A 24,838-nucleotide genomic window follows, 5' to 3' on the forward strand; every position below is an offset into this window, starting at 1 on the left:
GGCCTCATGACCCGCACCCTTCACGCACATCCAGGTCTCGTCGACGCGACAGCCTTCGCGCCGCCGGTGATCGTCGGCACCTCGGCCGAGCAGGCGCTGGACATCCTGTTCCAGGCGCTGCTCGATGTCGCCCGCCGGCACGATCCCGACCTCGAGGCGGTCCTGCACGGCACGGCCGACATCTCGCGCTTCTCGCCGCAGATGCTGGCGCGCGCGCTGCAGGTGCAGGGCATCTGGTTCCAGCTGATCTCCATCGCCGAGCAGAACGCCGCGATGCGCCGCCGCCGGCACGTGGAGCGCACGGAAGGCCGTGCCGCGCTCAGCGGCTCCTTCGCCAAGGTCTTCGCGGATGCCCGCCGGCAGGGCGTGCCCCCGGAGAAGATCCAGGCGCTGCTCAGCGACCTGCGCATCCGCCCGACGCTCACCGCGCACCCCACCGAGGGCAAGCGCGTGACGGTGCTGGAGAAGTTCCGCCGGATCTACCTCGTGCTGCGCGAGCTGGAGATGCCGCGCTGGACCGATCGTGAGCGCAACGGGCTCATGAACGAGCTCCGCGACCAGATCGAGCTGGTCTGGATGACGGGCGAGCTGCACCTGGAGAAGGCGACGGTCGAGCGGGAAGTGGCCTGGGGGCTGCACTTCTTCGACGAGACCCTGTTCGAGATGCTGCCCGAGACCCTGGAGACCCTGCACGAGGCCCTCGCCGAGACCTATCCGGGCACGGACTTCAAGGTGCCGCCGTTCTTCCAGTTCGGCTCCTGGATCGGCGGCGACCGGGACGGCAACCCCTACGTCACGGCCGCGGTCACCCGGCAGACCCTGCACCGCAACGCCCTGGCCTCGCTCACCCGCTACCGCGACGGCGTGCGGGAACTGGGCCGGACCCTCTCGCTCACCGAGCGCTCGCTGCCGCTGCCCGAAAGCTTTCACGCGGAACTCGAACGGCAGCTCGCCGAGAGCGGCCAGGCCCGCGCCATCACCCGGCGCAACCCGGGCGAGCCTTATCGCCAGTATCTCTCCTGCGTCCTGCGCAAGATCGAGGCGACGATCGCCCGCAACGAAGGTGAGCACCCGTCCGGTCCCGACTACGCCAGCGCCGACGGCTTGATCGAGGACCTGCGCACGCTGGAGCGCGGCCTGACGGAGGCCAAGTGCGGGGCGCTGGCGCGGGATCTCGTCCGCCCTGTCCGGCGCATGGTGGAGATCTTCCGCTTCTCGACGGTCCGGCTCGACCTGCGCGAGAACACCACGCGGACCACCGACACGCTCCACGCCCTCTGGCGCCAGCGCAACGGCGACGGCGAGCCGCCGGCCCTCGGTTCGACCGCGTGGCGCCAGTGGCTCGATACCGAACTCGCCCGGCCCCGTGATCCCGAGCGGTCCTTCGAGGACCTGCCCGACGCCGCCCGGGAGACCCTCGCCACCTTCGCCCTCGTCGCCGAGATGCGCGAGGCCCTCGACCGGGAGGCGTTCGGCGCCTTCGTGCTGTCGATGACCCGCTCGGTGGAGGACGTCCTCGGCGCCTACCTGCTGGCCAAGGAGGCGGGGGTGTTCCTCGACGCGGCCGGGACGGAGATCTGCCCGCTGCCGATCGTACCCCTGTTCGAGACCATCGACGACCTGCGTGCCGCCCCGGCGATCATGCGGGCGCTGCTCGGCGTGCCGGTGGTGCGCCGCTCAACCCGCTGGCAGGGCGGGGTGCAGGAGGTCATGATCGGCTATTCCGACTCCAACAAGGACGGCGGCTTCGTCGCCGCCAACTGGGAGCTCTACAAGGCGCAGAGCAAGCTGACCCGGCTCGGCGAGGAACTCGGTGTCGGCATCGCCTTCTTCCACGGGCGCGGCGGCTCGGTGAGCCGCGGCGGCGTGCCGACCCATCGCGGCATCATGGCCCAGCCGCCGGGCTCGATCCGCGGCCGGTTCCGCACCACCGAGCAGGGCGAGGTCGTCTCGTTCAAGTACGCCAACCGCGGCACCGCCGCCTACCAGATGGAGCTGCTCGCCGCCTCGGTGTTCGAGCACGCGCTCGCCGGCGACGGCGAGCGGGCGGGCCCCGGCCACGACGACGCCCTGGAGGCGCTGGCCGGCGCGTCCCGGGCGGCCTACGTCCAGCTGCTCCAGACCGACGGCCTCGTCGACTACTTCCAGGCGGCGAGCCCGCTGGACGAAATCGCGCTCCTCAACATCGGCTCGCGGCCGGCCCGCCGGTTCGGCGCCCGCTCGCTCTCGGACCTGCGGGCGATCCCCTGGGTGTTCGCGTGGTCGCAGAACCGACACGTGATCACCGGCTGGTACGGGGTCGGGTCCGGGCTCGCGAGCTTCATCGACGTGCGCGGCCGCGACGGCGAGGCGACCCTCAAGCGGCTGTTCAACGAATCCCGCATCCTCCGCCTCGTCCTCGACGAGGTCGAGAAGACGCTGATGATGGTCGATCTCGACATCGCCCGCGCCTATGCGGGCCTCGTCCCGGATGCGGCGATCCGGGACCGGATCTTCTCGATGATCGAGGCCGAATACGCGCTGACCCGGGAGATGGTGCTGCGGGTGAGCGGCGGCGCGGATCTCGCCGAGCGCTTCCCCCTGTTCCGGGACCGCCTGAAGGGGCGGCTTCCGACCATCAACCAGGTCAGCCGCGAGCAGGTGGAACTGCTCGCCCGCTACCGCGCCGAGACCGACGAGGACCGGCGCGAGGCGGTGAAGTCGGCCCTGCTCCTGTCCATCAACTGCATCGCGGTCGGCTTCGGGGCGACCGGGTGAGGCGGTGCGGGCCTCGCACGTTGAGGGATCGGATCGAAACGCGCCTGCGCGCCCTGTCAGGCAGCCCAGTGCGCGCCATTTGCCGCCGGTGAACGGGGTCCAGCCCCGCAACGGCATCAGAACCGTCACCAGGAGAGAGAATCCAAGATGAGCTTCACCCTGATCCAGCAGGCCAAGCCGCGCCTGCACCGGTCCGAACTCGCGGTCCCCGGCTCCAACCCGACCTTCATGGAGAAGTCGGCGCAGTCGGCCGCCGACGTGATCTTCCTCGACCTCGAGGACGCGGTCGCCCCCGACGACAAGGAAAAGGCCCGCACCAACATCATCCAGGCGCTCAACGACCTGGATTGGGGCAACAAGACCATGATGATCCGCATCAACGGTCTCGACACCCACTACATGTACCGCGACGTGGTCGACATCGTCGAAGCCTGCCCGCGGCTCGACATGGTGCTGATCCCGAAGGTCGGCGTGCCGGCCGACGTCTACGCCATCGACGTGCTGGTCACCCAGATCGAGCAGGCCAAGAAGCGCGACAAGCAGATCGGCTTCGAGGTGCTGATCGAGACCGCGCTCGGCATGGCCAATGTCGAGGCGATCGCCCAGTCGTCGAAGCGCCTGGAGGCGATGTCCTTCGGCGTGGCCGATTACGCCGCCTCGACTCGCGCCCGCTCGACGGTGATCGGCGGCGTGAACCCCGACTTCTCGGTGCTCACCGACAAGGACGAGGCCGGCAATCGCCAGACCCACTGGCAGGATCCGTGGCTGTTCGCTCAGAACCGCATGCTGGTGGCCTGCCGCGCCTACGGCCTGCGCCCGATCGACGGACCGTTCGGCGACTTCTCGGATCCGGACGGCTACCGCTCGGCGGCCCGCCGCTGCGCCGCCCTCGGCTTCGAAGGGAAGTGGGCGATCCACCCGTCGCAGATCGATCTCGCCAACGAGGTGTTCACCCCCTCGGAAGCCGAGGTCACCAAGGCCCGCCGCATTCTTGAGGCCATGGAAGAGGCCGCCAAGGCCGGCCGCGGCGCCGTGTCCCTGGACGGACGCCTCATCGACATCGCCTCGATCCGCATGGCCGAGGCGCTGATCGAGAAGGCGAACGCCATGAAGGGCTGAGGCCGCCCGAACGGCGCGCCAAGCAGCTGCATGACCGGGGCCGGGCTTGCCGGGCCCCGGGGCAGATCAGAGCGGATCGCGGGCAAGCCCGTGACCGCGTGACAGGTTCGGATGAGGGTTGGAGAAGGCCCCGGAGCGGGTTCACCCCTCACCAGTCTCTTCGGGAGAAGGGACAAACTCTGCGGCGCGGCGGCCGCGACGGCCCTAGAACGGCCGATCGTCCGGCAGCCGCGCCGCAGCCATCTCGTCCGGCGTCGGGTCGCGATGGATGACGATCCCGTTCGACCGATCCGCCGCGATCAGCCCGAGCCGGGCGAACCCGTCGAGCCAGCCGTCCATCGGCCAGATCCCGTGCCGGTCGTGAAAGCGGGCCGCGTTGGCGACGATGTCGCGGAAATGCTGCAGGGGCGGGTCGTAGCCCGGATGATGCTGGTGGTAGGCCCGGGGGCCTCCCAGGAACAGGATCGGCACCCCCGCCTTCTCCGCCCGGAACGCCAGATCGGTGTCCTCCGCGCCGTAGCCGGAAAAGGTTTCGTCGAACCCGCCGAGGCGGTCATAGGTCTCGGCGCGCACCGCGAAGGCGAGCGACCAGAACAGCCCGGCCTGCGGTGCCGGCGCCACCACGCCTGCGGACGGGAAGGCCCGCACCGGGTGCGGCTGGCCGAACCGCTCCAGATCCGCCGCGCACCATCCATCCGCCACCGCGCCGGCCGGCAGGTAGCCGATCTCGCAGCAGATCAGGCCGTCCTGCTCGGCCACCGCCCGCGACAGGCCCGCGACGAGCCCCGCCGAGGGGATGCAATCGACGTCGAGGAAGATCAGCGTCTCGGCCCGGGCCGCCCGTCGCCCGGCATTGCGCGCCGCCGCGAGGGGCAGGCCGGCATGCGCGAACGCGACGCGCTCCACCGGGAAGGGCAGCGCCGGGTAGGGCGCCTCATCGCCGCCGATCTCGACGACGACGCAGCGATCGGGCGGATCGCCGCGACCGAGACCGTCGAGCAGGCGGGTCAGGTGCGCGCGCCGACCTTTGTTGAGCGTGATGACCGCGATGCTCACGACGCGGCTCCGGCGCGCAGGACATCGATCCGATAATCGGGGGTCCGCGACTGACTCAGGACCTGGGCGAAGGCGGCGGAGAGGCGGATGAAGCCATCGGCGGCACCATCGCCCGAAAGCGGGTAATCGGTCTCGCCCAGCCAGTGCACCAGAACGATGTCCCCGCCGGGCGCGATCGTCTCGCCGGCCCGGCGCACGAGCTCGGCGAAATCCGGCGGGGCCAGGAAGTACAGGAACTCGGAGAGGACGATCAGGTCGAAGGGCCCGGTCGGCCAGTCCGCCGGCATGGTCCCCTGCCGGATCTCGACATGGGGACGATCCGCGCATCGCGCCTGGGCGGCCTCCGCGGCGGCCGGGACGAGATCGGTGGCGAGGAGCCGGGCGCAGCGTTCCGAGAGGGCGCGGGTGAAGACGCCGATCGAGCAGGCCGGCTCGAAGGCGGACCGGTAGCGCGGCTGGGGAAGGGCCGCGAGCGTCGCCGCGTATTTCTCGCGTTCGTAGGGCGAGGAGGTGAAATGCCAGGGATCCGGGTCGCTGGCGTAGATGCCGCGGAAGTAATCCTCCGGCAGGGTCTGGGTCCGCCGGGTCATGCGGGGATCGCGACGAAGCGCTCGTAGGGACCGCAGAGCCGGTCGATCATGGCGGGCTCGAGCCGGAAGCCCTGGGGATCGTCCGCGATCAGGTCGGTGGTCTGCGATTCGTGCGCCGCCACGGCCCGCGCCTTGGTCTCGCGATAGGCGGAGACGTCGAGGCGCAGGCCGGTCGGGCTTGGGCCGACCTCGGTCTCGGGCGGTAGGGTCCAGCCCCAGACGGGATACTCATAGACCCGGACTCCCGGCATCTGCGGTCGGGCGCGGGCGACGATCGCGGCGGCCGCCTTGTGGTCGCAATGGGGATCGTGGCGCCACGTGACGAAGACCGCGCCGGCCCCGATCGCCGCGGCCGCGCGGGCCACGGCCGCCGCAGCCGCGTCGGCCTCCGGCCCGTCGCTCGGGACATGCGCGTCGGGCAGGCGCAGGAAGGTCACGTCCCCGGATCCGAGGCCGAGCACCGCTCCGGCCCGCTGCGTCTCCGCCTCGCGCAGGGCGCGCAGCTTCTCCGGCGGATAGAGGCGGGACTGCGTGTGCGAGCCGCATCCGTCGCTGACCACGACGAGGTGAACGGGCCGCCCGGACGCCCGGGCGGCTGCGATCAGGCCGCCGCATCCGAGGCTCTCGTCATCGGGGTGGGGCGCGACGACCACCAGCCCCCGGCTCCCCAGGAGGGCATCGAGGCTCGCCAGGGGCAACGCGTCGGCGGCGGCCAGAAAGGCGTCGGCGCGCATCACTGGCCTCCGGTCCGTTCGAAGACAGGACGCCGGTCGCGCGGCGACGGGCTGCTGACGAGATCGATCACGGGACGCTCCAAGGACGGTGCGCGGGTTCGGGCGTCCCTGGTTCTCGGATTCTGCGCCTGAACACGCCATGAGCGGCGCGTTCCGGAATTCCGGCGGGCGTTACCGATCGTTCTCGGTGGTGAGCGCGTCGGCGCGGGTGCCCTCGTCGACGCCCGGTCCGGCCGCCAGATGGACGCCGAGGGTCGGAGCGTCGGTGAACACCGCGCCGGCTGCGCTGAGGGCGCTCCGCAGGGCCTCGATCTGCCCGCTCGGCGGGTCGCTGTAGCCGCCCTCGAAATCCCGCACGAACTGCTCGTCCCGGCCCACTTTGCCCGCGAGATCGGCCTGCGACCAGCCGAGCAGCCCACGGGCCGCCCGCGACTGCGCGGGGCTCATGATGGGCGCCTGCGTTCCGCTCTGTGCGCCCTCGTCCGATCCTGCCACGCTCACTCTCCTCCTCGGCGATCATCAACAACGATTGCGGTCGCGGATCGTTTCCGGGCACATCCGGTCGGAGCGCGACCATAATTGTGCTGAAATCCTGTCGCATCCGCCAAGGCGCAAGGATTCGGAGCGGTCTCTCGCGGGGCCGTGCTGCGCGGCCGGCGTGGCGCCTCCGGACCGGGACAACCTGCGCGCGGTGCGCGCGACATGGGGACTGGACGATGAGAGGGGTGCTGATCGCGAGCTTGGCCTGTGCCGTGCTGGCCATGGACCTATCCGCGGTGACGCAGGCGCAGGCCCAGATGGGCGGTTCGCCGACGGGCTTCGGCCGGGGTAATCGCCGCCCCGGCGGCGAAGAGGAGAAGAAGCCCCAGTACGTGCCGGGGACCAAGGCCAGCGAGAAGATCTTCCCGCTCGATTCGACCTGGACCGCCGTGAGCCTCAACGGAAAGCCCTTCACGGGTGGCGACCGGCCGAGCTTCATCATCGACAAACAGTACCGCGCCCGCGGCTACGGCGGTTGCAACACCTTCGCGGCGACCGCATTCCCGCTCAAGGAGCAGCACATCGCCGTGGGCCCGCTCGCACTCACCAAGAAGAGCTGCGACAAGGGCCTCGCCGCCGCCGAGCAGGCGTTCTTCATCGCCCTGCGCACCTCGGCGGTGTGGGACTTGGTCGGCTCGCAGCTCGTGCTCAAGAGCCCGAACGGCGAGCTGAAGTTCGACCGCGCCCTTTAAGGAGCGGTTCACCACGCCGCATGATGGCGGCCGCCGATTCAGACGGCCTTGAGGGGCGCCGGGGCTCATTCCTCGTGTATCGAGGAGGCCACGGATGCCAGTCGGAATCGGGATCGGACGCGGGGACCCCTCGCGTCCCGCGGTGACGCGGAGCCTGCGCTTCACGGGGCCCGAGGGGTTTCATCCCGGCGCCCTATGGCTCGCCACCGCCGTGCCGGCTGTGGCGACGCTGCTCCTTCTCGCGCGACTGGCTTCCTGACGGGCGGCGCTGGCGGCGTCTTACCGGGACGCCGTCGCGTCCCGGGGCCGGTCGCCCTCGGCATGTCCGCGCGGCTCGGAACGATCCTGCGCTTGCGCCGTTACGGGCGGAAACAGCGAGGCCAAACCCGCGGCGACACCATATAGAATTGGATCGGCGTTCAGGCCGCCCTCGGGCGGGTGGAGATTGCTTGTCAGCAGAGTGCGACGGCGGGCCTCGCGCGCGTTCACGAGCATCTGTGCGCGTCCCCGTTGTTCAACTGTCCGAGACCGGTCAATGCCGCGCTCCGCGTTTCGTTGCCGCAGCGGGCGGAATTTTCTCCCGTAGACCGGACGCGACGGAAACTCAGCCTCGGCGCCGGAGACCCATCGCCGGTTGGACGTCGGGCGGCCGGCAGACGCTCGGCACGACATCGATGATCGACGCGCTCGGGCAGCGCGCCCGGCAGCCCTGGGCCGCGGCGATCTGGTCGCCGCCGCAGGCATCGGCGAAGCAGAAGGTCGCGAGATCCTCGCAGGTCGCCCGGAACCGGCCCAGGGGCGACCGCTCCCGCAGGTCCGCCGCCCCCGCCCCCTGCGTCAGCAGGATCACCGTCAGACCGATCAGAGCCGGGAATCGCGCCATCTCTGTTTCCCGTCCAGGTCGAGGCTGCTTGCGGAACCAGCCTAGCATTGGCAGCCTGGACGCGCCGTACCATTCCCGCGACAGGCGATGCGCGTCATCCGTCGCGATCCCGGCCGCATCGCGCGGCCGTTAAGCCCGATCCCCACGAAAGGCCGCCATGCCGCTCTACGCCCTCGACGATCACGTCCCCGACCTCGCCGACCCCGCCCGGGTCTGGATCGCGCCCGACGCGCAGGTGGTCGGCCGCGTGCATCTCGGCCTCGATGTCGGCATCTGGTTCGGCGCGGCTCTGCGCGGCGACAACGAGCCGATCCGCATCGGCGATCGCACCAATGTCCAGGAGGGCGTGATCATGCACGTCGATCCCGGGTTTCCCCTCGTCATCGGCAGCGACGTCACGGTCGGCCACGGCGCGATCGTGCACGGCTGCACCATCGGCGACGGCAGCCTCGTCGGCATGGGGGCGACGGTCCTGAACGGCGCCCGGATCGGCCGCGGCTGCCTCATCGGCGCCAACGCGCTGGTCACCGAGGGCAAGGAATTCCCGGATCACAGCCTGATCGTCGGGGCGCCGGCCAAGGCCGTGCGTACCCTCGACGAGGCCGCGGTCGAGGGGCTGCGGCAGGCCGCCCTGCGCTACGTGGAGAATGCCCGGCGCTACAAGGCCGGGCTGCGCCGCATCGACGGCTGAGGGACATGGGCCGCTCCCGGGCGGGAGCGGCCGGCCCGCTTACTTCTTGGCCTTGGCGCGCTCGATCGCTTCCTCGATCAGCCGGTGGGCCTCTTCCTTGTCGCCCCAGCGGACGAACTTGACCCACTTGCCGGGTTCCAGATCCTTGTAGTGCTCGAAGAAGTGCTGGATCTGCTGGATCGTGATCTCGGGCAGGTCGGTGTAGTTCTCGACCCGGTCGTACCGCTTGGTCAGGTGGCGCGAGGGCACCGCGATGATCTTCTCGTCTTCGCCGCCCTCGTCCTGCATCACCATCACGCCCACGGGACGCGCGCTGATGATCGCGCCCGGCAGCACGGCGCGGGTGTTGGCCACAAGCACGTCGCAGGGATCGCCGTCGCCCGACAGGGTGTGGGGGATGAAGCCGTAATTCCCCGGATAGAACATCGGGGTGTAGAGGAACCGGTCGACGACCAGCGCGCCGGATTCCTTGTCCATCTCGTACTTGATCGGTTCGCCGCCGAGCGGCACCTCGACGATCACGTTGACGTCGTGCGGCGGCTTCTTGCCGAGCGGGATGGCGTCGATCTTCATGGCGTGTCGCTTCCGGAATGCGGTCTCGTCCGCTTCCCGGATCTCTTAGTGGCGCCGCTTGGCAAAGCAAATCGGCCGATGGTGCGGCCCGGCAACGAGCGCTGGAAAACGTTAGCCGAACAGGAAGCCCACCTTGGGGAGCGGGATGCCCGCCACGCGGTCCAGCGCCCGCGGGCCGGCGACGCCGCCGAGCCCCTCGTAGAAGGCGCCGGCGCGGACATTGTCCTCCAGGCTCCACACGCCCAGCCGCGTGAGGCCGTGATCCGCGAGGTCGTTGCGCACCGCCCGGAACAGGCGCCGGCCGAGGCCGACGCCCTGATACTCCGGCAACAGGTAGAGTTCGTCGATCTCGGCCTCGGTGCCGAGCGCCCGGCTGCGCGTCCGTCCGTAGGCCGCGTAGCCGACGACGAGTTCGCCCGTCTCCACCACCGCGATCGGCCGGCCGCGGCGCAGGGCGCTCTGCCACCAGGCCCGGTCCCGGGTCGAGATCACCCGCTCCAGGGCGACGCCCGGGATGATGCCGCGATAGGCCTCGCGCCAGGAGGCATCGAACACCTTGGACAAGCCGCCGAGATCGGCCTCGCGGGCCCGGCGGATGCTCGTGGTGCGCGTGCTCATGGGCTTCGAGCCTCCCGTCGTCCGACCGGCGGATAACCCGCGCGGCCCGCGCAGGTTCGATGCCGATCCAGGCGGAGTGAAGGCAAGAATGGCGCCGCGTCGCGTCGGCCTGCGTGAGGTCGCGTGACGTCGCGTGATGCCGGTGCCGGCCCGCCGGCCCGCGGATTGCCGGGCCGGCGGGCGGCTGATAGAGCCCGGGCTCGGTTCCCCCGGCAGCACGGCCTTGTTCAACCGCTTCCTCAAGCCCGAGAGGCGCTACGCGCGCCGCATGGCCCGGATCGCCCGCTTCGAGAGGCCGATCGCCGGCCCCGGCGACCGGCTCATGGCCTGGGCCAGCATGCTGCTGATCGACCACGGCGTCTTCCGCCTCGCCTATCTCAACCGGCACCGCGTCGGCTCCGGCGCCCTCTGGCGCTCGGCCCAGCCCGGCCCTCATCAGCTCGCCCGCTTCCGGGCCGAGGGCGTGCGGACGATCATCTCCCTGCGCGGCGGGCGCGAGCACGGATCCTGGCCGCTGCAGCGCGAGGCCTGCGAGCGCCACGGGCTCAAGCTGGTCGAGTTCGTGCTCCGCTCGCGGGAAGCGCCGGACCGGGCCACCATCCTCGGCGCCAAGGCCTTCTTCGCCGGCATCGAGTACCCGGCGGTGATGCATTGCAAGTCCGGCGCCGACCGGGCCGGCCTCGCCTCGGCCCTCTACCTGATCCTGCACGAGGGGCGCCCGGTGGCCGAGGCCGCCCGGCAGCTCTCCGCCCGCTACGGCCATCTCCGCTTCGCCAAGACCGGCATCCTCGACGCATTCTTCGCCCGGTATCGCATCGAGGGCGAGGCGAGGGGGCTCGACTTCCTGACCTGGGTCGAGACCGTCTACGACCCCGAGGCGCTCAAGCGCGATTTCCGGCCGGGCTTCTGGTCGGATCTGGCGGTGGACCGGGTGCTCCGGCGGGAGTGAGGATCACTCCGCCGCCGGCCGCGCCATCTCGCGGAAGGGGTGGGCCGGGTAGGTCCCGATCACCCGCAATTCGCGCGAGAAGTAGCCGAGTTCGTCCAGCGCCCGGCTGAGGCCCGGATCGTCCGGATGGCCGTCGACCTCGGCGTAGAACTGCGTGGCGGTGAATTCGCCGTCGACCATGTAGCTCTCGAGCTTCGACATGTTGACGCCGTTGGTCGCGAATCCGCCGAGCGCCTTGTAGAGCGCGGCCGGGATGTTGCGCACGCGGAACACGAAGCTCGTCACACAGGGCACGGTGCCCTGTTCCACCGGCTGGGGCTCAGGGGAGAACACCACGAACCTGGTGGTGTTGTGCGCCTCGTCCTCGACGTCGCGCTCCAGGATGTCGAGGCCGTAGACTCCGGCGGCGAGCGCGGGCGCCAGAGCCGCCCGGCTCGGGTCGCCGATCTCGGCGATCTCGCGGGCGGCCCCGGCGGTGTCGCCGGCGACCACGGCCTTCAGGCCGAGCCGGCGGATGATCCGGCGGCACTGGCCCAGGGCATGGACGTGGCTGTGGACGCTCTTCAAAGCCTCGCGCTGCGTGCCCGGCAGGACCATCAGCTGGAAGTGGATCGGCAGGAAGTGCTCGGCCACGATGTGCAGCGGCGAGATCGGGATCAGGTGGTGGATGTCGGCGACGCGACCCGCGATCGAATTCTCGATCGGGATCATCGCGCGCTGGGCGCGCCCCTCTGTCACCGCCGCGAAAGCGTCCTCGAAGGTCGGGCAGGGCAGCGGCGTCCAGTCCGGATACGCCTCCGCGCAGATGATGTGCGAGTTCGCCCCGGGCTCCCCCTGATAGGCGATGGTGCGGTCTGTCATGGCGGTCTGGATTCGTTCGTCGGGTCAGTTCAGGCGCCGGCTCTTGAGCAGGGCGCGGGCGCGCTCCAGGTCGGCGGGGGTGTCGACGCCCAGCGGCAGGTCGTCGACGATGGCGGCGTCGATGCGCATGCCGGCTTCGAGCGCCCGCAGCTGCTCCAGCTTCTCGCGCATCTCCAGCTCGCCGGGCGGCAGGGCCACGAATCGGCTGAGCGCCCTGCGCCGGTAGGCGTACAGGCCGATATGGTGCCAGAGCGGCCCGTCGCCCCAGGGAGCCCGGGCGCGGGTGAAGTACAGGGCGCGCAGGCGCCCGGGACCGACCATGTGGCCGACGAGCTTGACCACGTTCGGGTTGTCGGCCTCGTGGGGGTCGGTGATCGGCGCACAGAGGGTGACGATGTCGACGGTGCGGTCGGCCAGCGGCACGATGGAGGCGCCGATGATCGCCGGGTCGATGGTCGGCAGGTCGCCCTGGACGTTGACGACCACGTCGTGGCGACCCTCCGGGTCGACGATGTCGAGCGCCTCGGCGAGGCGGTCGGAGCCCGATGGGTGATCGGCCCGGGTCATCACCGCGAGGCCGCCCGCGGCCTCGACCGTCCGGGCGATCTCCGCCGTGTCGGTGGCCACCACCACGGGGCCGATGCCGGCCTCCATGGCCCGGCGCCAGACATGGACGATCATGGCCTCGCCGGCGATGTCGGCCAGCGGCTTGTTCGGCAGGCGGGTCGCGGCGAGGCGGGCCGGGATCAGGACCAGGGGATCGGACATCGAGATTCGGATCCGGATGCGCGGATCGGGGCCGCGGCGGCAGGCGGCCGGCTGCTTAACAGGCCGGCCCCCGATTGTCGTCCCCCCGGAGACGGGCCGGAGCGCAGCGGAGAAAATGTGCCACTCGGTGACAAGCTGGGCAATTCAGTGGAACAATCCTGCGCTGGAGCGACGCGGAGCCCTCTGGTGGCATTGTCAGGAGCCGCCCGGAACCGCTAAGGCAACCTCGAAATCTTCCAATGTCCGGTGTCCGAGCCCGCTCGCCCGTGTCAGGCGCGCGATCGGCACGGCCGAGTTGCGAGAAGAGCATGAACTCGTTCGAGGTGAACAAGGTCCTGGGTGCGGTCCTCGGCGCCCTTCTGTTCGCGGCCGGATCGGGTTTCGTCGCCGAATTGATCTACCACCCGAAGCCGGCGGGCAACGCCGGCTACGACCTCCCCGAGCCGCAGCCCGAGGCCGCCGCCGCGGCGCCCGAGGCCAAGGTCGAGCCGATCGCCGTCCGCCTCGCCAGCGCCAATGTCGAGAAGGGCGAGGCCGGCACCAAGGCCTGCCATGCCTGCCACAATTTCGAGAAGGGCGGCCCGAACAAGGTCGGGCCCGACCTGTACGGGGTCGTGGAGCGGCCGAAGGCCTCACATCCGGGCTTCGACTATTCGGCGGCCCTGAAGGAGAAGGGTGGCACGTGGACCTATGCCGACCTCGACGGGTTCCTCACCAACCCGAAGGGCTACGTGAAGGGCACGAAGATGGCCTACGCCGGCATCGCTTCGCCGCAGGAGCGGGCCAACGTCATCGCCTATCTGCGAACCCTGGCCGAGACGCCGAAGCCGCTGCCCGCCGTCGAGAAGGACGAGGCCCCGTCGGCTGCGCCTGCGGCGGCCAAGCCTGACGACAAGCCCGCGGCTGCGCCCGCCGAGAAGCCGTCCGCCGACAAGCCCGCCGCCGGCAAGGCGTCCGAAGGCAAGGACAGCCCGGCCAAGCCCGCCGATACCGGCACTGCCAAGCCGGTCGAGGCGAAGTCGCCCGGCAGCCCGCGGACGACCGGCGAATCGAGCGACCGCAACGCCCCGGCTCCGCCGGCCGGCGCCCATGACAGCGACCAGCAGGGTCAGCCTTCGAGCCTGATCCCCGCCGAGCCGACCGCGCCGACGGCGCCGGCCGCCAAGGAGCCGCCCGCGCAGGCCAATCCCGAGGCGGTCGACCGGGCGAAGGATCTCGAGGTCGGCGGCCCGACCAAGGACCTGAACGCGCCGCTGCCGACCCCGCAGCCGCTTCCGAAGGACTAGAGGCACGGACCGGGTGCGGGGCTCCGGACGGTCCCGCCCCTCGCGTGTCAGGCGCGTTCAGCCGGCATGGCTCCGGGCGCGCCCCTTGCTCTAAGGCGGCCGCGCCCCGGCATCGTGCCGGATTGAAAACCGCGTAGGACCCCTTGGCTGACCGAAGTTCCGTTGGGGAGGAGCGCCGGGCGCCCCTCCCGCTGCTCGTCGCCGTGACCATGACCGGGACGGTGGCGCTGCACATCTTCGTGCCGGCGCTGGCGGCGGCGGCCGTGGACCTCGGCACCAACGCCGCCGGCGCGCAACTGACGATCACCGTCTACCTGATCGGGCTTGCGGGCGGTCAGCTGCTCTACGGCCCGCTCTCGGACCGGTACGGCCGGCGGCCGGTCCTGATCGGCGGCCTCGGCCTCTATCTCGCCGGATTGCTGCTCGCGATCCCGGCGCCGAACATCGGCGTCCTGCTCGTCGCCCGGGTCCTGCAATCGCTCGGCGCCTGCGGCTCCCTGGTGATCGGCCGGGCGATGGTGCGCGACGTCTCCACCCGCGAGGACGCCGCCCGGAAACTCGCGATCCTCACCACCGCGATGACGCTCACGCCCGCCCTGGCGCCGGCGATCGGCGGCGTCGTGACCGAGGCCTTCGGCTGGCGCGCCGTGTTCGTGGTGCTGGCCGGCCTCGTCGCCCTGCTGGGCGCGCTCGTGGTCTTCACCCTGCCCGAGACCAACCGCCACAAGGTGGCGCTGCCGGGATTCGTCGCGGTTCTGTCCGGGTACCTCCGGCTCGTGCGGATCCCCGTGTTCCGCGCCTATCTGGTGGCGGGGGCCTGCGGCGGGACCAGCCTCTACGCCTTCCTGGCCGTGGCGCCGTTCCTCCTCGTGGACCGGCTCGGGCGCTCCTCTCAGGAGGTGGGATTCGACTGCCTGATCGTCGTGTTCGGCATGGTCGGCGGGGCCGTCCTGGCGAGCCGGCTCGCCACCCGGGTGCCGATTCGAAAGGCAGCGCGGAGCGGCAATCTCCTCTGCATCGCCGCGGCGCTGACGCTGCTGATCGTGGACCGCACGGGGATGCTCGGCGTCGTCAGCCTGATCGTGCCGCTCTTCGCCTACGCGGTGGGCGTCGGCCTGCTCAGCCCCAACGCGGTGGCGGGGCTGATGAACGTCGATCCGCACGCGGCCGGCTCAGCCTCCAGCCTCTACGGCTTCACGCAGATGACCTTCGGGGCGCTGTTCACGGCGGCCGCCTCCGCCTGGCCCGCGACCTCGGCGACGCCGGTGGCGCTGGCGCTCCTCTCCGCCGGGCTGATCGCCGCGCTGGCGCTCCGGCGGGCCTGACGGGCTCGCGCTCGCCGACGGCGTCAGTTTCCGTCGCCGCCATGGCCCCCGCGCGCTGCCGGAGGCGCGCGGCGGTGTCCCTTAAAGCGACGCGCCGCGGGCCTCGACGAGGCCGGACGCGCCTGCGCTGAAGCCGTCGGCCAGTTCCAGCCACAGCAGGCGCGCGGGGTCGACCGGTCCCGGCAGGCTCAGGCGCCCGGGCGGGACCGGCGTGAAGCCGAAGCGGGCGTAGTAGGGCGCGTCGCCGACGAGGATCACGAGACCCTCGCCCGCCTGCCGCGCCCCCTCGATCGCCGCGCGGGTCAGGGTACCGCCGATGCCGCGGCCCGCGAAGCTCGGATCGACGGCCAGCGGACCGAGCATCACGAAGGATGTCGCCCCGGTCCGCACGGGCCCCATCCGGACCGAGCCGACGAGGAAGCTGCCCACCGAGGCGGTGATGCCGAGATCGATCCGCTCGGCCGCGCCCTCGCGGAGGCGGTAGGCGGTACGGGCGAAGCGACCGGGGCCGAAGGCCCGGGCATGGAGCCGCTCGATGGCGGGGGCATCCTCCGGCCGCTCGGGCCTGATGACGAGGGACAGATCGGTCACGGGTTGCTCGCGGCTCGGACCGGCGCCGCGTAGCAGCGCCGGGCCGGACCCGCAAACCGCCGCGCTACTCGGCGGCCGCCAGAGCGGGCCGTCCGCCGCCCTGGGTCAGCCGCAGGAAGCCGAGGGCCGAGAGCCAGATCACCGCGCCGCAGGCGGAGGCGACGCCGAGAACCAGCGCGAAGCCGCCGCGGTCATGCAGGAGGGCGATCGCCGGCACCACGAAGCCGCTCGCCGTGAAGCCCACGAAGTAACGCAGGCTGTAGGCCCGGGCCCGGTAGACGGGCGGGACGTAGCGGGCGATCATCGCGTCGTTGATCACCACCTGCCCGTAGATCGCCGTCATGGCCAGCACGAGCCCGGCGAGCAGCGGCAGGCCGGTGGAGAGGGCGGCGATCCCGAGCCCCACCGGCTGCAGCACCGAGAGCGCCACGAACAGGGACGGCAGGCTGTAGCGGTCGATGAGGCGGCCCATGGCCAACTGCATCAGCGCGCCGAACAGGAACACGCCGGTGGCGAGGGAGCCGGTGAGCGCCAGGGGCAGCGCCTGCCCGACGCCCTCGTCGATCACCTTCGGCAGGCTGATCGTCGTCAGGTTGAAGGTCAGGCCGCCCGCGAAGATCGACAGGGCGAACATCGCCAGCAGCGCCCAGGGCCGGGTCACCGGGATCACCGCCGCGCCGCCGGCCTTCTGGCCCGAGCCGTCCCCGTCGCCCGGCACCAGGGCCAGGAAAGCGGCCCCGCAGGCGAGGCAGACGAGGCCCGGGACCACGAAGGCCGCGCGCCAACTGACGGCGGCGGCGAGCAGCGCCGTGAGTCCGGAAGCCGAGGCCGCGCCGAAATTGCCCCAGACGCCGTTGATGCCGAGATCGCGCCCGAGCCGGCGGGCATGGGTCACCAGCATGGCCGAGCCGACCGGGTGGTAGATCGCCGAGGCGAGCCCGAGCACGCAGAGCCAGAGGGCGAAGGCCAGCGGCGTCGAGGCGCTCGCGACGCCGAGGCAGGACAGGCCGTAACCGAAGAAGAACACCGCCAGCATGTTGCGCCGCCCGAACCGGTCGGCGAGCGAACCCATCGGGAGGGAGCACAGGCCGAAGGCCACGAAGGCGCCGGTGGCGAGCCCGATCAGCTCGCCGTAGCCGAGCCCCGTCTGGGCCGCGATGGCGATGACGGCGGTCGGGTAAATCAGCAGTACGAAATGGTCGAGGGCATGCGCGACGTTGACGAAGCGCAGGGTGCGGCGGGACAGCGTATCGGAATCCATCGCGGCGTATCCTCCGGGACTGCGCGCTGATAGCCTGACCCGATGGTGGTGTTGGGCCGGATATGTATGCGAACGGGCCAATGTTGACGGTGGCACCTGTCGCCGCGAAGCGGTCGACCGAGGCGGCCGACTATCAGGACGTCCCGCGCCCGGTCGCAGTGATGCCCAAGACCTACGCGGCCGGGATGCATCTCGCCCGGCACTTCCATCCCCGCGCGCAGCTGCTCTACGCCACGGCCGGGCTGATGATGGCGTTCGCGGAGGACGGCACCTGGGTGGTTCCCGAGGGGCACGCGCTCTGGATCCCGCCGCGGCTGCCGCACGCGGTCGCGACCCACGGCGCCGTCTCGATGTGCTCGGCCTATCTGGATCCCGCCGCGGTTCGGTCCTTCCCGGCGAGTTGCCGGGTGATCGCGGTGTCGCGGCTCCTCGCCTCCGCGCTCACGGCGCTGGCGGAGGAGCCGGTGCTCTATGCGGAGGATGGCCGTGGCGGCCATCTCGCCGCTCTGGTCCTCGACGAGATCGGCCGGGCCCCCGCCACGCCGCTCGCCCTGCCACTCCCGCGCGACGCACGCCTGCGCCGGGTCTGCCTGGAGCTGATCGAGAATCCGGCCTCGGAGGACGACCTCGATGCCTGGGCCGACCGGGCCGGGGCGAGCCGGCGCACGCTGACCCGGGGGTTCCGCGCCGAGACGGGCCTGAGTTTCGGTGATTGGCGGGCCCGGGCCCGGGTGATCCGCGCACTCGCGCTTGCGGCCGAAGGACGCCCGCCCCGGGTTGTGGCGGCGGCGGTGGGGTATCGAAGTGTCCAGACACTACGACTGACGGTGGCGCGGGTGCTCGACGCTCACCCTCCCCGCTCGGCAACCTGATCGGGACCGACTCTCAAGCCTGTGCAGAGGGCTCAAGCGATGCGGACGGTTCCTGCGCCGCCGTGACGGACCGAGCCAGGTCGACGGCTTGGTTGCGGATGTCCGGCACGGCCGTGCATTCCCAGTATGCGCCGCGGAGCAACGGGCCCAGAGTCCAGAGGCGCGCCGCTGTATCGGATGCACCCAGGACCGTCAGATCGGGGCGCACGGCAAGACCGAGGCCGAACGGACCGGCTCGGACAAGGCCGCGACCGATCAGATTGCGCAGAAGCGGGTCGGTCGTATCCGCGACCCGTCCGACGCCGCGAACATCGAAGATGCGCTGCACGCCGAGGGTTCTGGGTTCGGATGCCCCCCGCGGCCGGTACGTGACGCGCGCTTCACCGGTCTGATCCTCGATCGCCACCAGCTTTCCGGCGAGCACCTGAAGCGAGCCGGCTTCGATCTCGTCGGCGATGGCCGCGCCCGTGGGCGGTGCGGAGCGGTGCCGATGCGTGTCCCAGAACGGGCGGAGATGGCGCAGGAAGCGCGCCTGGTCGGCTGGCGGCAAGCCGAGCCAGAGGGCGTCCGTAACCGGCCGCAGAGCGTCGATCACCCCGTGCCAGGCGATGCGAGCCTCCGCCGCGGAGGCGACCTCCCGGCGGATCCGGCCCAGAAGCCGGGTGATCGAACGGGTCTCTGCGGCCGTGAAGTCCGGACGCGGCCAGGGGTCGGCGCGTACGTGCACGACCGGGATCCGCCCCCGCCGCGAGAGCGCCATGATCTGCCCGCGAAAGCCATGGCGCCGAAGACTGATCACCGCATCGACCATGCTGAGACCGGTCCCGATGATGAGAACCGGATGATCCGGATGCAGCCGCGCGTCATGCTCCGGATTCCACGGATCGCCCCGGAAGCGGCTTTCCGGTTCCTGGGGCAGGGCGAGGTTGCCCATCGCCAGCACCGCACCCGCGACGTCGACGCGTCGGCCGCCCTCGGCAACCATGATCAGACGGTCCTCGTCCGGCACGAGGTCGATGATCATGTCGTTGATCAGGTGCAGCCGCGGCGTCGAACCGCCTGTCGTCGCTTCGGTCAGAAGCGCCGCCAGATAATCTCCGTATAGCCCGCGTGCCGCGAAGGTCCCGGCCGGGGTCCGCCAGATGCCCACATGTCCGTGCCCGATCGCGGGGTTGCCGGCACCGGTGCCCGCCTCACCCGCGGCGATCTTCGAAAGCCAGTCTTCGAAATGGGAGGGCCGGTCGGGATAGGCGCTCATGTTGGCGGCGCGCACGTTGAGCAGGTGGTCGGGGTTCCCGGTGGCGTAGGCGCGACCGCTCCCGAAGCGCTCCGCCCGTTCACACAACAGAACCGACTGGTGCGGCGGCAAGCGGGCGAGCAGCTGTATCGCCGCCATCGTGCCGCTGAAGCCTGCCCCGATGACGGCAATGGGAGCGGGGTGCGGCCCGGATTTCAAGCTTTCGTCTTGGTCCGACATCGACGACGAGCCTGCGCCAGAAGACAATGCCACGACCCATCTGCCTAAAGTCGCGGATCAGGATCGATCCTGTCATGACATTGCCAGCAAAGGCGGTCTGTGTCAGCCGGCGTATGCGGGTTGAAGGGGGCTGGATCGGGGTGAATCTTTTCTGTCCCGCGGGATGAGGAAGAACTTTCCGCGATCCGTATCCTTTCGTATGGTGTGGGTGCCCTGGAAAATCTTCACGTCGCCCGCGCCGAGAAGTCGATCCGCGGGTCGATCCAGACGTAGATCAGGTCGGAGAGCAGGTTCACCGCGAGACCGAGCAGCGAGAAGATGTAGAGGGTGGCGAACACCACCGGATAGTCGCGCCCGACGATCGCCCGGAACGACAGCTCGCCCAGGCCGTCGAGGGAGAAGATCGTCTCGATCAGCAGCGAGCCGGTGAAGAAGGCCGAGATGAAGGCCCCGGGGAAGCCCGCGATCACGATCAGCATGGCGTTGCGGAACACGTGGCCGTAGAGCACGCGCCGCTCGGAGAGCCCCTTCATCCGCGCGGTGAGCACGTACTGCTTGCGGATCTCGTCGAGGAACGAGTTCTTCGTGAGCAGGGTCGAGGTTGCGAAGGCGCCGATCACCAGGGCGGTGAGCGGCAGCACCATGTGCCACGCGTAGTCGGTCACCTTGTGCCAGGTCGAGAAGCTCTCCCAGCCCTCGCTGGTGAGCCCGCGCAGCGGGAACCATTGGTAGAACGATCCGCCGGCGAAGAGGATGATGAGCATCAGTCCGAACATGAAGCCCGGGATCGCGTAGCCGATGATCACCACGAAGGAGGTCGCACGGTCGAACTGCGTGCCGTCCGCCACCGCCTTGCGGATGCCCAGCGGGATCGAGATCGCGTAGGACAGGAGCGTCATCCACAGGCCGAGCGAGATCGAGACCGGCAGCCGCTCCTTGATCAGCTGGATGACGGTGACATCGCGGAAGTAGCTGCGTCCGAAATCGAATCGGACATAGTCCCAGAGCATCTTGGCGAAGCGCTCGGGTGCAGGCTTGTCGAAGCCGAACTGCTTCTCGAGCTTGGCGATGAATTCCGGGCTCAATCCTTGAGCGCCGCGATAGCGGGAGCTGGCGTCGCCGCCACCGCCCGACGGCCGGCTGGCGCCGCCGAGGTCGCCCGATCCGCCGGTGACGCGGGACATGGCTCCGTCGCGCTGCCCCTGGAGCTGCGACAGAACCCGCTCCACCGGGCCGCCTGGGGCGAACTGCACGATCGTGAAGGTGATCAGCATGATCCCGAACAAGGTCGGGATCATCAGGCCGATGCGGCGCAGGATGTAGGCGAGCATGGCGTCAGTCCCGGCCGATTCGCTTGGCCTTGTCGGCGTCGAACCACCACGTTCCGGGGGCGCCGAGATCGTATTTCGGCGGCGTGGCCGGGCGGCCGAACACGTCCCACAGGGCGAGGCGGTGGGACGAGGCGTACCACATCGGCACCCAGTAGCGCCCGGCCCGCAGGACCCGGTCCAGGGCCCGGCAGGCGGTGGTCAGGTCCGCCCGCGACGTCGCGTCGGCGACGGCGGTGAGCAGCGCGTCGATCGCCGGGTTCGCGATCCCCGAGAGGTTGTTGGAGCCCGCGGTCCCGGCGGACCGGGAGCCGTAGGTCTCGCGCAGCTCCGCGCCGGGGGTGAGCCCGCTGCTGTAGCGGCGCGGCGTGACGTCGAAGTCGAAATCCTTGAGCCGCGCCTGGTACTGGGACGGGTCGACCGTGCGCAGGCTCGCCTTGATGCCGAGCAGTCCCAGGTTGCGGATGAACGGCTGGGTGACCGCCTGGAAGACCGGATCCTCGTCGAGGAACTCGAGGGTCAGGGGCTGGCCGCCGGGCAGCATGAGGCTGCCACCCTGGCGGGTGCAGCCGGCCTCCCGCAGGAGCGCGTCGGCGCGCTTGAGCAGCGCCCGGTCCTGGCCGGACCCGTCGGAGACCGGCGGCGTCCAGGCCTCGCCGAACACCTCCGGCGGCAGGTCCTTGAACGGCTCCAGCAGGGCGAGTTCCTCGGCCGAGGGCTTGCCGGTCGCCTTGAGGTCGGAATTCTCGAAGAACGAGGCCGTGCGCGTGTAGGCGCCGTACATCAAGTTGCGGTTCGACCATTCGAAATCGAAGCACAGGCCGATCGCCTCGCGCACCCGCGGGTCGCGGAACGCCGCGCGGCGGGTGTTGATCCACCAGCCCTGGGTGCCGCTCGGCCGGGCATCCGGCACCATCTCGCGGACCACGCGACCCTCGGTCATCGCCGGGAAATCGTATCCGGTCGCCCAGACCCGGGCGGTGAACTCCTCGCGGAACGTGAAGGCGCCGCTCTTGAACGCCTCGAACGCCACGGTGCGGTCGCGGAAATACTCGTAGCGGATCGCGTCGAAATTGTTCTGGCCGACATTCACCGGCAGCTCGGCGGCCCAGTAATCCGGCACGCGCTCCAGGCCGATGGACCGGCCCGGATCGACCGTGCCGACCCGGTAGGGCCCGGAGCCGAGGGGCGCGTCCAGGGTCGAGGCCTCGAAGTCCCGGCCGGCGTAGTAGGCGGCGGAGAAGAGCGGCAGCTGCGCGACGAATAGCGGCAGGTCCCGGGCGCGGCCCGGCTCGAAGGTCACCACCAGCCGCCCGTCGCCCTCAGCCCGGGCATCGGTCATGGGCCGGATTACCTCGGCGATCTCGGGGTGGCCCTTGTCGCGCAGTAGCTTGAGGCTGAAGGCCGCGTCCCGCGCGGTCAGCGGCGAGCCGTCGTGGAACCGGGCCTGCGGGCGCAGGGCGAACGTGTAGGTCAGGCCGTCCGGACTGACCGTGACGGCGCGCGCCACCAGCCCGTAGAGGGCGTCCGGCTCGTCGAGGGCCCGGACCATCAGGCTGTCGAAGGTCAGGGGCATGCCGGCGGCCCCGTCGCCGCGCAGCACGTAGATGTTGAGCGTGTTGAAGGTGTTGAGCGACTGGTTGCCGGTCGTCGCGGCGAGTTGCGCCGAGAAGCGCCCGCCGCGTGGCGCCATCGGGTTCACGTAGTCGAAATGCGCGAAGTCGGGTCCGTATTTCAGCTCGCCGAAGCTGGACAGGCCGTGGCGCTCCGCGGCGTCGGCCGCCTTGGCGCGGCGCCACGGCGGCATCGCCGCGAGGGCGCCGGACCCGAGGATCAGCCCGCGCCGGGTCGGCAACCCGGGACCGCCCGTCAACGGGGCGCCCCGGTCTTGGCCGCGAGCTTCTCGTCGTACCACCACGTCGTCGGGAAGCCGGAGCTGGCATAGAGCGGCAGGATCGCCGGGTGGCCGAACCGGTTCCAGCGCAGCGTCCGCTGCTGGTCGGAGGACCATTGCGGGACGACGTAATCATGCGCCAGGAGCACGCGGTCGAGGGCCCGCGTCGCCGCGATCACCGTGTGCCGGTCCTTGGCGAAGATCACCTTCTCGATCAGGGCGTCGATGCCGGGATCCTTGATGCCGATCAGGTTGCGCGAACCGGGCTTGTCGGCCGCCGCCGAGCCCCAGTACTCGCGCTGCTCGTTGCCCGGCGAGAGCGACTCGCCCCACGACGTCGTGGTGACATCGAAATCGAAGTTGCGGATGCGGTTCTGGTATTGGGCCTGATCGATCACCCGGAGGGTGGCGTCGATGCCGATCAGCTTCAACTGCGCCGAGAACGGCAGGATCACGCGCTCGAACGTGTTCTGGAACTCCAGGAACTCAACGGTCAGCGGCTCGCCGGTCGCCTTGCTGACCATCTTGCCGCCGCGCAGCTCGAAGCCGGCCTCGCGCAGCAGGCCGACGGCCTCGCGCAGGTTCTTGCGCACCGCCTCCGGGCCGTCGTTGACCGGGTTGGCGTAGGGCGCGGTGAAGACGGCAGGCGGGACCTTGTCCCGGACGCTCTCGAGGATCGCCTTCTCCTCGCCCTCCGGCAGGCCCGATGAGGCGAGTTCCGAGCCGAAGAAGTAGGAGTTGATGCGCTTGTACAGGCCGTAGAACAGGGCCTTGTTCATCTCCTCGTAGTTCATCGCGAGGTTGAAGGCCCGGCGGACGCGCGGGTCCTTGAACTTGTCCCGGCGGGTGTTGAACGCGAAGGCCTGCATGATGCCCATGCCGCGCTCGGGGAAGGCCTCCTTGATGAGCCGCCCCTCCTTCACAGCCGGGAAATCCTCGTAGGCGGTCGCCCAGTTCCGGGCGATGTTCTCCACGCGGAAGTCGTAGAGATCGCCTTTCAGCGCCTCGACCAGCACGGTGCCGTCGCGGAAATACTCGTAGCGCTCGGTGTCGAAATTGTAGCGCCCGGCATTCACCGGCAGGTCCTTGCCCCAGTAGTCGGGGACGCGGGTGTAGGTCGTGGTGCGGCCCGGCTCGAACTTCGCGAGCCGGTAGGGGCCCGAGCCGAGCGGCGGCTCCAGGGTGGTCTCGGTGACGCTGCGCGGCTTGCCGTTGGCGTCCTGGGCGGTCCACCAGTGCTTGGGCAGGACGCGCAGCTGCCCGATCACCTGCGGCAGCTCGCGGTTGCCGGTCTCCGTGAAGGTGAAGGTCACCTCGCGCGGCCCGGTCACCGCGGCCTTGGCCACGGTCTGGTAATAGGCGGCGTAGAACGGGCTGTTGGCCTTCAGCACGTCGAAGGACCAGACCACGTCCTCGGGGGTGATCGGCTTGCCGTCGTGCCAGCGGGCGTTTTCGCGCAGCCGGTACGAGACCGAGCCGAGATCGGGGGCGATCCGCACAGCCTCGGCGAGCAGGCCGTAGGAGGTGAACGGCTCGTCCGAGGACTCGGTCATCAGCGAATCGTAGATCTGCTGGATGCCGTTCTCGAGGTCGCCCTTCAGGCCGGCGACGACGATGTTGAAATTGTCGAAGCCGCCCTGGGCCCCGAACCGGACCATCCCGCCCTTGGGCGCGGCCGGGTCGGCATAGTCGAAATGCTTGAAGTCGGGGCCGTATTTCGGCTGGCCCATCAGCGTGATCGCGTGGGTCCACTGGCCGTTGGCGGCCGGCAGGGTGGCCGGCGTCGACGGCATCGCGACCGGTTCCTGCGCGTGGGCCGGAACGAGCTGGAGGCAGGCGAGGAGGAGCGTCGCGGCGAGGAGGCGTCCAGTCACGGTCTGCGCTGTCACGGGCAGGCTGTCTCCGTTGCATCGGGCCCGCGCGGGCGCGGACAACTCGAAAATATCAGGGGGTCATAGGACGCGGGCCGCCAT

Annotated in this window: 24 protein-coding genes; 9 read left to right on the forward strand and 15 right to left on the reverse strand. The window is 70.5% G+C overall.

Translation table 11 applies throughout. The annotated features are described in order from the left end of the window. Nucleotides 1-6 precede the first annotated feature (6 nt). Entirely contained in the window at nt 7-2,757 is a 2,751-nt protein-coding gene (locus ABC766_RS21040; RefSeq protein WP_053609022.1) for a phosphoenolpyruvate carboxylase, read from the forward strand. A 147-nt stretch (nt 2,758-2,904) separates the two neighbouring features. After that, nucleotides 2,905-3,876, forward strand: coding sequence for an HpcH/HpaI aldolase/citrate lyase family protein (locus ABC766_RS21045; protein ID WP_043355694.1), 972 nt, complete (start codon nt 2,905-2,907; stop codon nt 3,874-3,876). Nucleotides 3,877-4,080: 204 nt separating this feature from the next. Here the strand turns inward: ABC766_RS21045 and ABC766_RS21050 are convergent, their stop codons facing one another. The 4 genes from ABC766_RS21050 to ABC766_RS21065 form a co-directional block, all read right to left on the reverse strand. After that, the gene (locus tag ABC766_RS21050; RefSeq protein WP_345819409.1) at nt 4,081-4,932 is read right to left on the reverse strand and encodes a glycosyltransferase family 2 protein; all 852 of its coding nucleotides are present in this window, start codon (nt 4,930-4,932) and stop codon (nt 4,081-4,083) included. Then, nucleotides 4,929-5,522, reverse strand: coding sequence for a class I SAM-dependent methyltransferase (locus ABC766_RS21055; RefSeq protein WP_345819410.1), 594 nt, complete (start codon nt 5,520-5,522; stop codon nt 4,929-4,931). Before ABC766_RS21055 ends, ABC766_RS21050 begins: the two co-directional genes overlap by 4 nt. Then, nucleotides 5,519-6,256: a PIG-L deacetylase family protein gene (locus ABC766_RS21060; protein ID WP_043355972.1), complete on the reverse strand. Its 738-nt coding sequence runs from the start codon at nt 6,254-6,256 to the stop codon at nt 5,519-5,521. The genes ABC766_RS21055 and ABC766_RS21060 overlap by 4 nt, the downstream gene beginning before the upstream one ends. A gap of 171 nt (nt 6,257-6,427) precedes the next feature. Continuing rightward, the gene (locus ABC766_RS21065; RefSeq protein WP_345819411.1) at nt 6,428-6,751 is read right to left on the reverse strand and encodes an XRE family transcriptional regulator; all 324 of its coding nucleotides are present in this window, start codon (nt 6,749-6,751) and stop codon (nt 6,428-6,430) included. A gap of 221 nt (nt 6,752-6,972) precedes the next feature. Here ABC766_RS21065 and ABC766_RS21070 point away from each other — a divergent pair, with 221 nt between their 5' ends. After that, nucleotides 6,973-7,488: an META domain-containing protein gene (locus ABC766_RS21070; protein WP_043381219.1), complete on the forward strand. Its 516-nt coding sequence runs from the start codon at nt 6,973-6,975 to the stop codon at nt 7,486-7,488. Between the two features lie 94 nt (nt 7,489-7,582). After that, on the forward strand, nt 7,583-7,747 hold the full coding sequence (locus ABC766_RS21075; RefSeq protein WP_342141566.1) for a hypothetical protein: 165 nt from the start codon (nt 7,583-7,585) through the stop codon (nt 7,745-7,747). 345 nt (nt 7,748-8,092) lie between these two features. On the opposite strand, the gene ABC766_RS21080 is transcribed toward ABC766_RS21075, so the two are convergent. Further along, on the reverse strand, nt 8,093-8,371 hold the full coding sequence (locus tag ABC766_RS21080; protein WP_043758962.1) for a hypothetical protein: 279 nt from the start codon (nt 8,369-8,371) through the stop codon (nt 8,093-8,095). 157 nt (nt 8,372-8,528) lie between these two features. On the opposite strand from ABC766_RS21080, the gene ABC766_RS21085 reads away from it, so the two are divergent. After that, nucleotides 8,529-9,062, forward strand: coding sequence for a gamma carbonic anhydrase family protein (locus ABC766_RS21085; protein WP_053609025.1), 534 nt, complete (start codon nt 8,529-8,531; stop codon nt 9,060-9,062). A gap of 39 nt (nt 9,063-9,101) precedes the next feature. Here ABC766_RS21085 and ppa read toward each other — a convergent pair whose 3' ends face one another. After that, the gene (ppa, locus tag ABC766_RS21090; RefSeq protein ID WP_043347104.1) at nt 9,102-9,635 is read right to left on the reverse strand and encodes an inorganic diphosphatase; all 534 of its coding nucleotides are present in this window, start codon (nt 9,633-9,635) and stop codon (nt 9,102-9,104) included. 111 nt (nt 9,636-9,746) lie between these two features. Continuing rightward, nucleotides 9,747-10,253 (reverse strand): GNAT family N-acetyltransferase, encoded by a 507-nt coding sequence (locus ABC766_RS21095; protein WP_043347102.1) that lies wholly within the window; start codon nt 10,251-10,253, stop codon nt 9,747-9,749. 223 nt (nt 10,254-10,476) lie between these two features. Between ABC766_RS21095 and ABC766_RS21100 the strand changes: the two genes are divergently transcribed. Further along, nucleotides 10,477-11,202 (forward strand): tyrosine-protein phosphatase, encoded by a 726-nt coding sequence (locus ABC766_RS21100; RefSeq protein WP_043381213.1) that lies wholly within the window; start codon nt 10,477-10,479, stop codon nt 11,200-11,202. A gap of 3 nt (nt 11,203-11,205) precedes the next feature. Here the strand turns inward: ABC766_RS21100 and ABC766_RS21105 are convergent, their stop codons facing one another. Beyond that, entirely contained in the window at nt 11,206-12,063 is an 858-nt protein-coding gene (locus ABC766_RS21105) for a prephenate dehydratase (protein WP_043347099.1), read from the reverse strand. A 24-nt stretch (nt 12,064-12,087) separates the two neighbouring features. Next, on the reverse strand, nt 12,088-12,831 hold the full coding sequence (locus ABC766_RS21110; protein WP_345819412.1) for a 3-deoxy-manno-octulosonate cytidylyltransferase: 744 nt from the start codon (nt 12,829-12,831) through the stop codon (nt 12,088-12,090). Nucleotides 12,832-13,139: 308 nt separating this feature from the next. Between ABC766_RS21110 and ABC766_RS21115 the strand changes: the two genes are divergently transcribed. After that, on the forward strand, nt 13,140-14,117 hold the full coding sequence (locus ABC766_RS21115) for a c-type cytochrome (protein ID WP_345819413.1): 978 nt from the start codon (nt 13,140-13,142) through the stop codon (nt 14,115-14,117). Nucleotides 14,118-14,260: 143 nt separating this feature from the next. Then, complete coding sequence (locus ABC766_RS21120) at nt 14,261-15,442, forward strand: multidrug effflux MFS transporter (RefSeq protein ID WP_043381210.1); 1,182 nt, start codon at nt 14,261-14,263, stop codon at nt 15,440-15,442. 81 nt (nt 15,443-15,523) lie between these two features. Here ABC766_RS21120 and ABC766_RS21125 read toward each other — a convergent pair whose 3' ends face one another. Next, nucleotides 15,524-16,033, reverse strand: a complete 510-nt coding sequence (locus ABC766_RS21125; protein ID WP_043350027.1) for a GNAT family N-acetyltransferase — start codon at nt 16,031-16,033, stop codon at nt 15,524-15,526. 64 nt (nt 16,034-16,097) lie between these two features. Beyond that, entirely contained in the window at nt 16,098-17,294 is a 1,197-nt protein-coding gene (locus ABC766_RS21130; RefSeq protein ID WP_345819414.1) for an MFS transporter, read from the reverse strand. A gap of 62 nt (nt 17,295-17,356) precedes the next feature. Between ABC766_RS21130 and ABC766_RS21135 the strand changes: the two genes are divergently transcribed. After that, nucleotides 17,357-18,166: a helix-turn-helix domain-containing protein gene (locus ABC766_RS21135; protein WP_427902253.1), complete on the forward strand. Its 810-nt coding sequence runs from the start codon at nt 17,357-17,359 to the stop codon at nt 18,164-18,166. A 13-nt stretch (nt 18,167-18,179) separates the two neighbouring features. Here ABC766_RS21135 and ABC766_RS21140 read toward each other — a convergent pair whose 3' ends face one another. The 4 genes from ABC766_RS21140 to ABC766_RS21155 form a co-directional block, all read right to left on the reverse strand. Continuing rightward, on the reverse strand, nt 18,180-19,643 hold the full coding sequence (locus tag ABC766_RS21140; protein WP_345819416.1) for an FAD/NAD(P)-binding protein: 1,464 nt from the start codon (nt 19,641-19,643) through the stop codon (nt 18,180-18,182). Nucleotides 19,644-19,867: 224 nt separating this feature from the next. Beyond that, on the reverse strand, nt 19,868-20,974 hold the full coding sequence (locus tag ABC766_RS21145) for a microcin C ABC transporter permease YejB (RefSeq protein ID WP_043350022.1): 1,107 nt from the start codon (nt 20,972-20,974) through the stop codon (nt 19,868-19,870). A gap of 4 nt (nt 20,975-20,978) precedes the next feature. Next, nucleotides 20,979-22,778 carry an extracellular solute-binding protein gene (locus ABC766_RS21150; RefSeq protein WP_345822813.1) on the reverse strand — a complete coding sequence of 600 codons (1,800 nt, stop codon included), beginning with the start codon at nt 22,776-22,778 and terminating at the stop codon, nt 20,979-20,981. 62 nt (nt 22,779-22,840) lie between these two features. Then, nucleotides 22,841-24,754, reverse strand: a complete 1,914-nt coding sequence (locus ABC766_RS21155; protein ID WP_345819417.1) for an extracellular solute-binding protein — start codon at nt 24,752-24,754, stop codon at nt 22,841-22,843. Between the last annotated feature and the right edge of the window lie 84 nt (nt 24,755-24,838).

It is taken from the genome of Methylobacterium fujisawaense, assembly GCF_039619325.1.
GTDB classification, from domain to species: domain Bacteria; phylum Pseudomonadota; class Alphaproteobacteria; order Rhizobiales; family Beijerinckiaceae; genus Methylobacterium; species Methylobacterium fujisawaense.

Bases quoted from the DNA above. Each gene is read 5' to 3' on its own strand.
- ABC766_RS21040 (WP_053609022.1), top strand. From the start codon at position 7: ATGACCCGCACCCTTCACGCACATCCAGGTCTCGTCGACGCGACAGCC.
- ABC766_RS21045 (WP_043355694.1), top strand. From the start codon at position 2,905: ATGAGCTTCACCCTGATCCAGCAGGCCAAGCCGCGCCTGCACCGGTCC.
- ABC766_RS21055 (WP_345819410.1), bottom strand. From the start codon at position 5,522: ATGACCCGGCGGACCCAGACCCTGCCGGAGGATTACTTCCGCGGCATC.
- ABC766_RS21060 (WP_043355972.1), bottom strand. From the start codon at position 6,256: ATGCGCGCCGACGCCTTTCTGGCCGCCGCCGACGCGTTGCCCCTGGCG.
- ABC766_RS21070 (WP_043381219.1), top strand. From the start codon at position 6,973: ATGAGAGGGGTGCTGATCGCGAGCTTGGCCTGTGCCGTGCTGGCCATG.
- ABC766_RS21075 (WP_342141566.1), top strand. From the start codon at position 7,583: ATGCCAGTCGGAATCGGGATCGGACGCGGGGACCCCTCGCGTCCCGCG.
- ABC766_RS21080 (WP_043758962.1), bottom strand. From the start codon at position 8,371: ATGGCGCGATTCCCGGCTCTGATCGGTCTGACGGTGATCCTGCTGACG.
- ABC766_RS21085 (WP_053609025.1), top strand. From the start codon at position 8,529: ATGCCGCTCTACGCCCTCGACGATCACGTCCCCGACCTCGCCGACCCC.
- ppa (WP_043347104.1), bottom strand. From the start codon at position 9,635: ATGAAGATCGACGCCATCCCGCTCGGCAAGAAGCCGCCGCACGACGTC.
- ABC766_RS21095 (WP_043347102.1), bottom strand. From the start codon at position 10,253: ATGAGCACGCGCACCACGAGCATCCGCCGGGCCCGCGAGGCCGATCTC.
- ABC766_RS21105 (WP_043347099.1), bottom strand. From the start codon at position 12,063: ATGACAGACCGCACCATCGCCTATCAGGGGGAGCCCGGGGCGAACTCG.
- ABC766_RS21110 (WP_345819412.1), bottom strand. From the start codon at position 12,831: ATGTCCGATCCCCTGGTCCTGATCCCGGCCCGCCTCGCCGCGACCCGC.
- ABC766_RS21115 (WP_345819413.1), top strand. From the start codon at position 13,140: ATGAACTCGTTCGAGGTGAACAAGGTCCTGGGTGCGGTCCTCGGCGCC.
- ABC766_RS21130 (WP_345819414.1), bottom strand. From the start codon at position 17,294: ATGGATTCCGATACGCTGTCCCGCCGCACCCTGCGCTTCGTCAACGTC.
- ABC766_RS21135 (WP_427902253.1), top strand. From the start codon at position 17,357: ATGTATGCGAACGGGCCAATGTTGACGGTGGCACCTGTCGCCGCGAAG.
- ABC766_RS21140 (WP_345819416.1), bottom strand. From the start codon at position 19,643: ATGTCGGACCAAGACGAAAGCTTGAAATCCGGGCCGCACCCCGCTCCC.
- ABC766_RS21145 (WP_043350022.1), bottom strand. From the start codon at position 20,974: ATGCTCGCCTACATCCTGCGCCGCATCGGCCTGATGATCCCGACCTTG.
- ABC766_RS21150 (WP_345822813.1), bottom strand. From the start codon at position 22,778: ATGCCGCCGTGGCGCCGCGCCAAGGCGGCCGACGCCGCGGAGCGCCAC.